Consider the following 12174-nt stretch of genomic DNA (forward strand, 5'->3'; position numbering starts at 1 on the left):
GGTCGGCGGGATCGGGGCGGCCGTCGCCGGCGGCCCGGCTCAGGGCCTTCAGCGGGCGGTGGGCTTTGCCGTGGTGAAGGCCTCGGCGTAGAACGGGCGCAGGTCGGCCGGGACCCACTTGTCGACCCACTTCGCGTAAAGCCCCTCCGCCTTCATCCGGGCGAGCGCCGCGTCGACGTAAGCCATCCATTCGGGATCGTTCTTGCGCAGGCCCGCGGCGGCATCGGTGACCGCGAAAGATTCCCCGACGAGACGCAAGGACGGGTCCTTGGCGGCGACCACCACCAGGGTCGCGGCATCGTGGGTGTAGGCGTCGCCGCGGCCCTGCTTGAGCGCCTGGAGGGCGTCCGAGGCGGTGTTGAGCCGCAGGGTCTCGACCTTCGGCATGGTGTCCTCGAACCACTTCGCCTGGGTCGAGCCCTTGAGCATGACGACCGTCTTGCCGGCCACGTCGTCGAGCTTCTTGATCGGGCTGTCCTTGGGTACCAGCATGTCGGAGCCGCCCCAGCGATAGGGCTTCGAGAAATCGATCACCCGGGCACGCTCCGGCGTCACCCCGAGGGTGGCGAGCAGGATGTCGACCTTCCTGCCCATCAGCTGCGGGATGCGGTTCTCGGCGGTGACGCAGGTCAGCTCGATCCTGTCGGGAGAGCCGAAGGCCCAGGCGGCGATCTGGATCGCCATCTCGGTCTCGATGCCGGCGAAGTTCCCCGATTCGTCCTTGTAGCCGTAGGGCGGCTGGTCGCAGCGCACGCCCGCCCGCAGCAGGCCGGCGGCCTGGATCGCCTTCGGCAGCGGCGGCAGCGCCTGGGCGGATGCGGCGCCGAGGCCGGCGGCCAGCGCCAGGGTGGCGAGAGCGGTGCGGGCAAGAAGCCGGGGCAAGGTCATCGGGATTCCCTCTGGTCGGTGGATGTCGCGTCGGTCGGCGGGGCGGCCTCGTCCATCGCGCCCGCGCCGGAGCCGGTGAGCAGGGCGACGGCGTGGCGGCCGGCGAGCGCGCGATCGGCCCCGAGCACGAATACGGCCGCGAGCGCGGCGGCGGCGGAGAGCTCGGCGTGGAAGCCGGCGCGGCCGAGGCGGGCTTGCGCGGCCCGGGCGGCGTCATCGTCGGCCACGACCGCCCTCCCCCGGCTCTCGCCGAGGGCGTGGAGCGCCTGGAAGGTCACCGTATCACCGCCGATCGAGAGCTGCGCCGTCCGGCCCGGGAACGAGCCGCGGTAATCGGCCCCGGCGAGAACGCGGGCGAGCCGCGGGAACGGCTCGGCGGCGACGAGGCGCGGCACACCGCGCCCGAGTTCGAGGAAGCCGAGCAGGAGGCCCGACAGAAGGTCGCCGCGGGCACACGGCACGACGACGAGGTCGGGCAGGCCGTGGGCGGCGATCTCGCTGGCCAGGATCTTGTAGCCTTCGATCCCGAACGGGTTGGTGCCGATCGCCGGCACCCGGTAGTTGGTGGCGGCGAACGCCCCGTCCGCGACGCGCCGCCCGACATGGTGCCAGCGCGCCGCGCTGTCCGCCACCTCGACGAGCCGGGCGCCGTGGGCGCGGATCGCCCGGCGCGCGCCCGCCGGCATCGCCGGTGTGGTGACGATCTCGGCGGGCAGGCCGGCCCGGGCCGCGTAGGCCGCGAGCGACACGCCGGCATTGCCGCTCGACGCCGCCACCACGAGCGGGGCGCCGCGCTCGCGCGCGCTTGCCATCAGCGGGATGACGCGCTCGCGCGCTCTTGCCATCAGCGGGATGACGCGCTCGCGCGCTCTTGCCATCAGCGGGGCGCTCATCCGGTCCTTGTGCGAGCCGGTCGGGTTGCACCATTCGAGCTTCAGGGACAGCCGGCCGAGACCCGCCGCCGCTGCGAGATCCGGCACCTCGACCTGCGGCGTTCCCCCCTCCCCCATCGAGAATCCGTCGGCAGGCGGCAGCACGATCCGGCCCGGCGCGGCGTCGGGATAGACGAGCCGGAGGTTCGCCGCATGGCCGTCGGCAGCGCAGGCCGGGCATCCCTCGTCGTGATCTCCGACCGGGAGCCCGATATCGCAGCGCAGGCAGGCCATCCCGCTCGGAGACTGCCTCTGTATGGCTGTTTGCTCGACCATGACCAGCAGTGTGAAAGAACGCGCTCCATCTGGTCAAATGCCAGATTCTGCGCATGCTATTCACCACTGATATGGAGGAATGCATGAACCTGAGGCAGGTCGAGGCTTTTCGCGTCGTCATGCTGCGCGGATCGATGACGGCGGCGGCCCAGGCGCTGCGGACCTCGCAGCCGAGCGTCAGCCGGCTCATCGCGGAGCTGGAGGCGGCGACCGGCCTGCGGCTGTTCGAGCGCGAGGCCGGCCGGTTGCGCCCGACCGACGAGGGCCTGTCCTTCTATCGCGAGGTCGAGCGCAGCTTCCTCGGGCTCGAGAACCTGGCCCAGGCGGCGCGAGAGATCCGGGTGTTCGGCAGCGGGCGGCTGCGGGTCGCCGCGATGCCCGTGATGGCGCTGGGCTTCATCCCGCGCTGCATCCGGCGCTTCCGCGAGCTTTTCCCGAACGTCGCGATCTCGCTGCAGATGGGCAGCGACGGCACGGTGATGCGCTGGATGTCGGCCTCGTATTGCGACATCGGCTTCATGGCGAACGTCGTCGAGACGCCGTTCATCGAGCACCGGCCGCTCTATGCGATCCCGGGCCTGTGCGCCCTGCCCCCCGGCCACCGGCTGGCGGAGCGCGCCGTCATCGTCCCGGAGGACCTGGAGGGCGAGCCCTTCATCTCCCTGTCGCTGGAGGACGGCGCGCGGATGCGGGTCGACCGCGCCTTCGAGGCCGCCGGGATCGGCCGCCAGCTGATGCTCGAGACGCCGTTCGGGGCGACCATCTGCGCCCTGGTCGAGCAAGGTCTCGGCGTCGGGATCGTGAACCCGATCGCTGCCGACGATTACCGCCGCAGCGGCATCGCCTTCCGGCCGTTCCGGCCCGAGATCCCGTTCCACGGCCACGCCCTGTTCCCGAGTCGCCACGTCAGCAACCCGCTGATCGACGGCTTCCTCGCCGTGGTTCGCGAGGAGCTGGCGGGCTACGACACCACGGCGCCCGGGCTCGTGGCGTGAGCGATGCGATTTTGACAGCCGTGCAGATCGGGCGAAAACTGCGACGGGCCAGGGGGTTGGGTACCACGCCAGCACTTCGTGACGGTCGCGAAGGAGTGACCCGGCCATGCCTCAGGGGCTGGCGCCTTTCATAAGCCCTCCCTTTCCCGGATCTCCTTCCACTTCGTTGCAGTCGTCCGGGAAAGGGAGTGGCATGCAAGGAAGCGTGGGCTCGCGATGGACGGCTGAGCCGTCCCGGGAGGAGCCATAGTACCCCCGTCAGCCGAAGCGTCCGACCGCGAAGGGCGCGAGGTCGATCGCGCTGCGGCCCTCGGTCAGGAGCTCGGCCGCCGCCTTGCCGATCCCGGCCGAGTGCTTGAAACCGTGGCCGGAGCAGGCCGACACGACGAGGACCCGGTTCTCGTCCGGATGCCGGTCGATGATGAAGCCGCGGTCGGGCGTGACGGTGTAGAGGCAGGCGGCGGCCCGTACGACCCGGGGTGTCGCGCCGGCAAGCCGTCCGTCGATGTGGCTCCGGTACATGGCGGCGGATTCCTCCGGGGCGACATTGCGGTCGGCCGCGTCGGCGGTGGTGCCGTCCGCGTATTGCTCGGTCGCCACCTTCACGCTGCGCTCGCCGTCTTGCGGCGGGAAGCCGTAGAAATAGTCGGTATCGCGGGTGCCGTGCATCCAGATGTAGACCGGCGCGTCGGCCGGCCAGGTGCTCCCGTCGTCGAGGGCGTACCAGTGCAGGAGCTGGCGCTTCACGCCGAGCAGACGGTCGAACGGCGCGCCGAGCAGCGGCGCCGTCCAGGCTCCGGCCGACACCATCACCTCCCCGGCGCAAAAGGTCCCGGCTGAGGTCTCGACGCGGACGCCGTCGCCGTCCCGGCGGACCGACCGGACCGTGACACCGGTCCGGATCGCGGCGCCGAGCTGCCGGGCGCGGGCAAGCTGCGCGGCGATGCAGGCCTCGGGCCGGACATAGCCGCCGCCGGGCTCGTAATAGGCGATCTCGTCGCCCTCGAGGTTCAGGAATTGCGGGAAGCGCCGGGCGACCTCGCGCCCGTCCAGCACCTCGTGCGGAATGTCGAAGGCGCGGGCGGCGGCGATCGAGTTGCGGACGAAATCCGGCTTGCCGTGATGCGAGGCGGTGCCGGTGCCGGGTGCCATGACCAGCGCGCCGCAGGCCTCGAGCAGGCGCTCGCCGGTCTCGGCCTCCAGGTCGCGCCAGATCCGGTGGGAATCGAGCACGAAGGGCACGTAATCCTGCCCTTCGCCGACGGCTTGCCGCGTGATGCGGGTCTCGCCGTGGCTCGACCCCATCTCGTGCGGCGGGGCGAACCGGTCGAGGCCGACGACGCGCGCCCCGCGCTTGGCGAGCTGGTAGAGCGCCGCGCTGCCCATGGCCCCGAGGCCGATCACCAGGAAGTCCGCCCGCTCACCCATCGCTGCCGCCTCGCTCGTTCGGTTCGCCCGGAGGCTGCCCGATCGACGGGGCGCGAGGCAAGGTCAGGCGCCGAGGGGTCCGGTATGACGCTCCAGCGCGGTCCAGGCCTCGGGGCCGAACTTCGCCTTCCACTCGGCGTAGTAGCCCGCGCTGGCGAGAGCCGCGCGGAAGGGCGCGCGGTCCGGCGTGTTGACGACGAGGCCCTTGGCGCGCAGCCGCGCCTCGCCTTGCGTGTTCATTTCGGTGAAGGCCTGGCGCTGGCGCACGACCGCCTGGTCGAAATGGCGGGCAATCAGGGCCCTGGCGTCCCCCGGCAAGGCGTCCCAGGTGCGGCCGTGGGCGAGGAGCCACAGCCCGTCCCAGGAATGCCCGGTGCGCGAGAGGTATTTCTGCACCTCGTAGACCCGCGTCGCCTCGATCTGCGGCAGCGAGTTCTCCATCCCGTCGGCCACCCGCGTCTGCAGGGCGGCGTAGGTCTCGGCGAGGTTGATGGTGGTGGGCGAGGCGCCGAGCGCCTTGAACAGGGAGGTCAGCAGCGGGCTCGGCGGCACCCGGATCTTGAGGCCGCGCAGGTCGGCCACGGTCTCGACCGGCCGCACGCTGGTGATCACGTCGCGAAAGCCGTTGTCGACGATCCGGAAGGCCTTGAGCCCGAACGGCTTGAGGCTGTCGCGGATGCGCTCGCTGAGCGGCCCGTCGTCGAGGGCGGACCAGAGCGGCACGTAGCCGGAAAAGGCGTAGGCGAGCCCCGAGATGCCGGCGAGCGGCGCCAGGGTCTGGAGCGAGCTCGCCGAGGTGAGCGTGAAGGCGATGGCGCCGGAGCGCAGCTGCGACTGCATGCTCAGCTCGCTGCCGAGCTGGCTGTCGGGATAGAGCGCGATGTCGATCCGGCCGTCGCTTTCGGCCCGGATGGCGTCGAGCGCCTCGACCAGGCAGGTGGTGGCCGGGTGTCCTTGCGGCATCGGCGAGCCCATGCTCAGGCGTAAGGCCTCGGCCCGGGCGGCGAGGGGGGCGATGAGCCATCCCGCGCCCATCCCCCGCACGACCGTTCTGCGCGTCGGCATCGTCCATCCTCCCGTCGGTGTCGCCCCGGTTTGCCCCAAGGCTAGCCGGGGGCGGCCCGCTCCGACAGGGGCCCGGACGGCTATTCCCCGTGTGCCAGCACGATGCGCCCGGCGACGTCCCCGGCGGCGAGCCGGCGCATCGCGTCCTCGGCCTGGGCGAGCGGCACGGTCTCGGTCGCGACCAGGGTGAGGCCGTGGCCCTGCACCAGGGCGACGAGGTCGTTGAGTTCGCCGAGATTGCCGACATAGGAGCCGGTCAGCGTCAGCGCCCGCAGCGGCAGGAGCGGCAGCGACAGGGGGATCTCGCCGCCGAACATCCCGACCGCCACGTAGCGCCCGCCGCGACGCAAGGCATCGAGGGCGAAGCGCGCGGTCTCGGCGTTGCCGACGAAGTCGATCGCGGCGGAGAGCCCGGTCTCGAGGCCCAGGAGCACCCGGCGCGCCTCCGGGTCGGCGGGGTCGAGGACGAGGTCGGCGCCGAGGGCCGCGGCCCGGGCGCGCTTGTCCGGCGCGGTGTCGGCGACCGCGACGCGGGCATGGCCGAGCGCCCGGGCCAACCCGAGGGCGCTCTGCCCGAGCCCGCCGGCGCCGATGAGCAGCAGCCAGTCCCGGGCCGGGGCGCCGCCGACCTTGCGCAGGGCCGAGTAGGCGGTGAGCCCCGAGCAGGCGAGGGTGGCGGCCGCGGAGGGGTCGAGGCCGTCGACCGCGATCAGGTAGCGGGGATGGGGCACCACGACCTTTTCGGCGAAGCCGCCGGGGCGGTGCACGCCGAGGCAGCGCCCGGCGGCGCACAGGTTCTCGTCGCCCTCGCGGCAGCGATGGCAGGTGCCGCAGCCGATCCACGGATAGACCAGGACGCGCCGGCCGGCCGCCAGGTCGCCCGCCTCCGGCCCAGGCTGGGCGATGCGGCCCAGGATCTCGTGGCCGAGGGTGACGGGCGGGGTCACCCCGCGCTCGGCGAGGCTCAGGCGCCGGCCGCCGCCGAGATCGTAATGGCCCTCGCGCAGGTGCAGGTCGGTGTGGCAGACGCCGCAGCGTTCGAGGTCGACGACCACCTCGGTGCCGCGCGGCACCGGATCGTCCTCGACGAGGGTGCAGAGCGGGCGGCCGAACTCGGTGACGGCGAAGCGCTTCATCGTGAAAAAACTCCTGTCGGTCGTCAGCGCACCAGCGGGCAGCCGCCCTCGGCGAGCGGGCGGAACGCCTCGTTGCCGGGAATGCGGCGCACCAGCTTGTAGAGGTCCCACTCGCCCGTCGATTCCGCCGGGGTCTTGGCCTGGTAGAGGTACATGTCGCGGATCACCCGTCCGTCGGCCCGCAAGGTGCCGCCATGGGTCATGAAATCCTCGATCGGGGTGCGGCGCATCTCGGCCATCACGGCGTCCGGATCCTTGCTGCTGACCGCCTTCACCGCCTTCAGGTAATGGAGCGCGCCACTATAGGCACCGGCCTGGGTCATGCTCGGCATGCGCTTCATCCGGGCGAAGAACCGGCGCGACCAGGCCCGCGTCGCCTCGTCCTGGTCCCAGTAGAAGGCTTCCGTCAGCAGCAGGCCCTGCGCCACCTTCAGGCCGAGCGAATGCACGTCGCTCAGAAAGGCGATGAGCGCGACGAGCTGCATCGAGTCGGTGAGGCCGAATTCGCGCGCCTGCTTGATCGCGTTGATCGTGTCGGTGCCGCCATTGGCAAGCCCCAGGATCTTCGCCCCGGACCCTTGCGCCTGGAGCAGGAAGGAGGAGAAATCCTGCGTGTTGAGCGGCGCGCGCACCGCGCCGAGGACGCGCCCGCCGCTCGCCGTCACCACCGCGGCGGTGTCGCGCTCCAGCGCCTGGCCGAAGACGTAATCGGCGGTGAGGAAATACCAGTCGGTCCCACCCTGGCGGACCACGCTCGACCCGGTGCCCTTCGCCATCGCGTAGGTGTCCCACGTCCAATGCGCCGCGTAGGGCGAGCAGAACTTGCCGGTGATGTCCGACGAGCCGGCGCTGGTGACGAGGGCGATCTTCTTCTTCTCGTTGGCGAGGTTCATCACCGCCAGCGCCATCGCGGAGGAGGGGAGATCGGTGATGACGTCGACGCCCGAATCGTACCATTGCCGGGCGATGCTGGCGGCGACATCCGCCTTGTTCTGCCCGCCGGCGGAGACGACCTCGATCGGTTGCCCCAGCACGCTGCCGCCGACATCCTCGACCGCCATCTTCACCGCCTCGACGGCTCCCAAGCCCCCGATATCGGCATAGGTGCCCTCGAGATCGACGAGCACGCCGATCTTCACCGGGCCCCGGTCGGCGGCGTGGACGGCCGGGACCGCCGCCAACCATGCCGCCGCGAGGCCGGCGGTCCATCTCGTCACGCGAAATCGTGTCATCGTGGCGTCTCCTCCGTGGTTTTCGCCCGCGGCGTGTTCGCCGTCGGGTCGGTCATCGCGCGGACCGTGTTCGCGCGGCGATCGGTCGGGTCACGACTGCTTTTATCGCCCCATCCACGACCCCATCCTTCGAGGCTTCTACGCAGCACCTCGGGATGAGGGCGCGGATGGGGACGAGACTCGGTATTCGCTGCGGATCGGCTCTCATTCGCCGTCGAACGCCGCCCCTCCCGCGATCAGCGCATCGGCCTGCGCCTCGGAGACGCCCAGCTCGCGCAGGACCGCGCGGGTGTCGAAGCCCGGAGGCGGTGCCGGCCGGCCGGCGGGGGCCGGGGCGCCGTCCTGCAGGATCGTCGGCCGGAGGGTGCGGACCCGGCCCTCGGTTGGGTGCGCGTCGGTGCCGATCAGCCCGACCGCCACGAGGTGCGGGTCGTGCTCCAGGGTCTCGAGGGTGTGGCAGGGCATCGCCGGCACGTCGGCCGCGGCGAAGACCGCGAGCCACTCGGCGGTCGTACGGGTCGCCAGCACCTCGGCGCGGAGGCTGAACCAGAGGTCGACGTTCCGGAACCTCTCGGCGACGCTGCGCAGGCGCGGATCGTCGATCAGCTCCGGGCGCCCGACCGCCCGCAGGAAGGCGTGGACCTGCGCGTCGGTGTTGGCGGTCAGGCTGATCCAGCCGTCGGCGGTGGCGAGCGGCCGGTTGTCCGGGTTGAGCACCCGGGCGTCGCCGGCCGGGCCGAGCGGCGGATCGAAGCTGCGCGGGCCCAGATGCTCGGCGAGCACGAAGGCCGCCATCGTCTCGTGCATCGGCACTTCGAGCGTGGCGCCGTCTCCCGTCCGCTCGCGGGCGACCAGGGCGGCCAGGATCGCTGAGGCGGCGATCTCGCCGGTGACGTGGTCGGCCAGCAGCAAAGGCGCGTAGGCCGGGCGGCCGTCGCGGCGCGCCGCGAGCCCGGCGAGGCCGGACGCGCCCTGGACCACGCTGTCATAGGCCGGCCGGCCGCGATACGGCCCACCCGGCCCGAACCCCGTGATGGTGCAGTGGACGAGGCGCGGCTGCGCGGCCCGCAGGGTCCCGGCGTCGAGGCCGAGGCGGGCCAGCGCCTCCGGCCGCATGTTGGCGACGAGGACGTCGCTCGCGGCGATCAGGCGCGCGAGCACGTCGCGGCCGGCCGGGTGCTTGAGGTCGAGCCCGACCGCGCGCTTGCCCCGGTTGAGGTGCAGGTAGGAGCCGGCATGGCGCCCGCCCGGGGAGGGACCGCCGAGGCAACGCAGCACGTCGCCGCCGCGGGGCTCGACCTTGACGACCTCGGCACCGAAATCGGCGAGCCGCAGGGTGCAGGCCGGGCCGACCACGACGGTGGTCAGGTCGACGACCCTGATTCCCGCCAGGGGACGTGCGCTCATCGGAATTCCGCCTCCAGGGCGACGGCGCCGGTCTCGTCCTCGGCGACGGCGCGCCAGCCCTCTGGGTCCGGGCTGGCGCAGAGCCGCATCGGGCGGCCGCAGAACAGCGGGCGCCGCATCCGGCAGGCGAAGACGGCGGGCTCGCGCCCGGCGGCGTGGCGGACGAGGTCGAGGACGAGGAGCGCGGTGAGCCCGCCATTGACGACGAGGGCCGGGTAGCCCTCGCGGTCGCGGGCATAGGGCGCGTCGTAATGGATGCGGTGCGGGTTGCCGGTGACGGCGCTGAACCGGAACAGCAGCGTCTCGTCCGGCACCACGATGCGGGCAACCTCGGCCTTGCGCGGAGCCGGGGGAGGGGAGGGAGGCGGCAAGGCTTCGGGCGAGGCCGCCTCGCGCAAGACGTAGTCGGCCTCCTCGACGACCGCCTCGCGGCCCTGGACGGTGTAGGCGTGCCGGATCGTCACCAGGGCGAACCGGCCGCTGCGGCCGGTCTTCTCGGTGACGCCGACGATCCCGGCGCATCGCTCGACCGTGGCACCGAGCGGGATGTCGCCGGTGAAGGTGGCGCGGCGCCCGCCCAGCATCACCCGGGGCAGGCCGAGATCGGGGAGCGCGATCCCCGGGCCGGCATAGCCGTCCGGCGGCAGGCGCCCCTGCGGCACGCCGTCGTGGCACAGGGCGACATGCCAGCCGCGGGGCAGGAGACCGGTCGCCGCCAGCGCCCGGCCGTCGCGGTCGAGGAGCGCCGCGATCCGTCGGACCAGGGCCGGGGTCGCGACGTCGTCCGTCCAGGCCGCCGCCTGGTCGCTCGTGTCCGGCACGGCTTGCGCCTCCTCCCAGTTATTTACGGATCAGAATACCGTTCAGCGGGCGGAATGGAAGTCCCGATCCGGGCGGGGCGTCCGACGCCTTCGCTCCCGCCGCCGACCCGCTTCCGGATCCGGCCTGCGCAAGACCAGAGCGCCGATTCGTGCCTATTGCATAAGAATCTTCCGAATCAGGCGAGGAACCATCTGCGAATCACTGCGTGGAGCCGAGTCGCGGCCACAGATGAGGGGGCGGCCTGCGCAGAATCGCCCGAATCGCGCGATTCACCTGTGAATCGAAATTAAGAATCGCGGCCGGCCCACGACTCGGCGTTGCCGGGCGCGGCCGAGTCGTGACACGACTCGTAACGTTACGAGTCGTGGAGCCGAATCGATGGCCGACACCCCGTCTCAGCGCGTCAAGAAGCTCCGTGAGGCCCGCAAGGCGTCCGGGGAGCTGGAGACGAATGTCTGGGTGCCGGCACAGGTCCAGCAGGCGATCGATGCGGCGGTGCGCGAGGGCAAGTTCCCGAACCGCCGCCTCGCGATCATCCACGCGCTCGAACAAGCCTTCGTGGAGCCGAACATGTAGACGCGGCAAAGCAAAAAGCGCCGAGGTGGGGACCTCGACGCTTTTTTGGATCTCATAACGGGGGCTGGGGAAGCCGCCGCTGGAAGACCGGATTGACACCCTCCTTCTAGCGGTTCCCGGACTCACCGTCAATGACGCCCTCTCGGGCGAACGGTCCCGCTTTGCCTCCGTCCAAGGAGGTGTGGAGTGGAGATGGTTCAGACCGGGGGCCGGCCGCTGACGCGCGCCGCCCTCGCTGGAAAGAGACGCGCCCTCGAGGACGGGCGCACGGTCACGCGCAAGGAACTGTCCGCATCGGCCCGGGAGGCCGCGAAGGCGCTCGGGTTGCGTCCGGCCCTGCGGCTGGTCCTGTCCGAGCTCGTCGCCGCCTGGGGCGAGCAGGATTGGGCGCGCCTGATCGTGTGGCCGTCGAACGAGTACCTGGTCTCGCGGACCGGGCTGTCGGAACGCGCCGTGCGCTACGCGTTGCGCGACCTCGTGGCCCTGGAGATCGTCGCGCCGAAGGATTCGGCGAACGGCAAGCGCTACGCCGTGCGCGGCCGCGACGGCACGATCCTCGACGCCTTCGGGTTCGACCTGACGCCGCTCCATGCCCGCCGCGGTGACTGGACGCTGGCGCTCCAGGCCCGGGCCGAGGCGCGCGAACGCCGCCGCCGCGCCTTCGACCTCGTGACGATGCATCGCCGCGCCGTCGAGGAGGCGTTGCACGCCCTCGGTCACCGCTACCCGGAGACCGCCATCGCCGACCTCGCGGCGGTGCGGGCGAGCCTGGACGCAAGCACGCCGGACCGGCGCGGCCGGGGCGATCCCGAGACCGTCCTGGAGGCCTGGGGAGAACTGCGCGGGCTGGTCGAGCAGCGCTTCTACGCAGCCGGCTGTGACGGCACGTCCTGCCGCCACGTAGAAACAGAGAAAGGATCTCCTATCGAGGCTTGTGACAAGGGGAGAGGGGACGAAACGGTTCGCGAGCCGGTCGACCGGAGACCCGACTCGACGGGAATGGGCGACGCCGTCGGGGCGATCGGGTCTCCCGGGACGGATCCGGCACCGGCGCTGGTCGTCGAGGCCTGCCCGGTGGTGCGCGAGCTGGTGGGCGGCGACATCCGGGACGAGCACGAAGTCTTCGACGCCGGACGACGGCTCCGAGCGACGATCGGCGTGCATGCGAGCGCCTGGGACGAGGCGTGCGAGACGGTCGGGCCCTACGGGGCGGCCGTCCTCGTGCTCATCGTGGCGCAGCTCCACGACGACGACGCGACATCCGGCCGGAACCGGATCCGCAATCCGGGCGGCTACTTCCGGCGCCTCGTACGCCTGGCGGGGGAGGGGCGGTACCGGGCCGGGACCGAGCTTCTGGCGATGCGCCGGCGGCGGTTGATGTAGCGATGGGGAATGTGCTCGATCGACAAGGAGAGCT

General features: G+C 71.9%; 11 protein-coding genes. 3 read left to right on the forward strand and 8 right to left on the reverse strand.

From position 1 onward, the window contains the following. Positions 1-48: 48 nt before the first annotated feature. Complete coding sequence (locus G4G93_RS24255) at positions 49-888, reverse strand: transporter substrate-binding domain-containing protein (protein ID WP_165088132.1); 840 nt, start codon at positions 886-888, stop codon at positions 49-51. Further along, positions 885-2054 carry a pyridoxal-phosphate dependent enzyme gene (locus G4G93_RS24260; protein ID WP_206289992.1) on the reverse strand — a complete coding sequence of 390 codons (1170 nt, stop codon included), beginning with the start codon at positions 2052-2054 and terminating at the stop codon, positions 885-887. The genes G4G93_RS24255 and G4G93_RS24260 overlap by 4 nt, the downstream gene beginning before the upstream one ends. 125 nt (positions 2055-2179) lie before the next feature. On the opposite strand from G4G93_RS24260, the gene G4G93_RS24265 reads away from it, so the two are divergent. Beyond that, positions 2180-3091, forward strand: coding sequence for a LysR substrate-binding domain-containing protein (locus tag G4G93_RS24265; RefSeq protein ID WP_165088136.1), 912 nt, complete (start codon positions 2180-2182; stop codon positions 3089-3091). Between the two features lie 258 nt (positions 3092-3349). Here G4G93_RS24265 and solA read toward each other — a convergent pair whose 3' ends face one another. From solA to G4G93_RS24295, 6 genes are all read right to left on the reverse strand, one after another. Then, entirely contained in the window at positions 3350-4519 is a 1170-nt protein-coding gene (solA, locus tag G4G93_RS24270) for an N-methyl-L-tryptophan oxidase (RefSeq protein WP_165088138.1), read from the reverse strand. A 63-nt stretch (positions 4520-4582) separates the two neighbouring features. After that, positions 4583-5584: a TRAP transporter substrate-binding protein gene (locus G4G93_RS24275; protein WP_246736985.1), complete on the reverse strand. Its 1002-nt coding sequence runs from the start codon at positions 5582-5584 to the stop codon at positions 4583-4585. Positions 5585-5664: 80 nt separating this feature from the next. Then, positions 5665-6720 (reverse strand): alcohol dehydrogenase, encoded by a 1056-nt coding sequence (locus tag G4G93_RS24280; RefSeq protein WP_165088141.1) that lies wholly within the window; start codon positions 6718-6720, stop codon positions 5665-5667. 23 nt (positions 6721-6743) lie between these two features. Continuing rightward, positions 6744-7952 carry an ABC transporter substrate-binding protein gene (locus G4G93_RS24285; protein WP_165088144.1) on the reverse strand — a complete coding sequence of 403 codons (1209 nt, stop codon included), beginning with the start codon at positions 7950-7952 and terminating at the stop codon, positions 6744-6746. A 204-nt stretch (positions 7953-8156) separates the two neighbouring features. Further along, positions 8157-9359 (reverse strand): CaiB/BaiF CoA-transferase family protein, encoded by a 1203-nt coding sequence (locus G4G93_RS24290; protein ID WP_165088146.1) that lies wholly within the window; start codon positions 9357-9359, stop codon positions 8157-8159. Continuing rightward, the gene (locus G4G93_RS24295) at positions 9356-10180 is read right to left on the reverse strand and encodes a hypothetical protein (protein ID WP_165088149.1); all 825 of its coding nucleotides are present in this window, start codon (positions 10178-10180) and stop codon (positions 9356-9358) included. Before G4G93_RS24295 ends, G4G93_RS24290 begins: the two co-directional genes overlap by 4 nt. Positions 10181-10559: 379 nt before the next feature. Here G4G93_RS24295 and G4G93_RS24300 point away from each other — a divergent pair, with 379 nt between their 5' ends. Both G4G93_RS24300 and repC read left to right on the forward strand, forming a co-directional pair. Next, a complete protein-coding gene (locus tag G4G93_RS24300; RefSeq protein WP_139038376.1) occupies positions 10560-10757 on the forward strand; it encodes a hypothetical protein in 198 nt (65 codons plus the stop codon). Positions 10758-10949: 192 nt separating this feature from the next. After that, positions 10950-12140 (forward strand): plasmid replication protein RepC, encoded by a 1191-nt coding sequence (gene repC / locus G4G93_RS24305; protein ID WP_206289993.1) that lies wholly within the window; start codon positions 10950-10952, stop codon positions 12138-12140. The last annotated feature ends 34 nt before the right edge of the window (positions 12141-12174 follow it).

Source organism: Methylobacterium sp. DB0501 (genome assembly GCF_011043735.1).
Lineage (GTDB): Bacteria > Pseudomonadota > Alphaproteobacteria > Rhizobiales > Beijerinckiaceae > Methylobacterium > Methylobacterium alsaeris.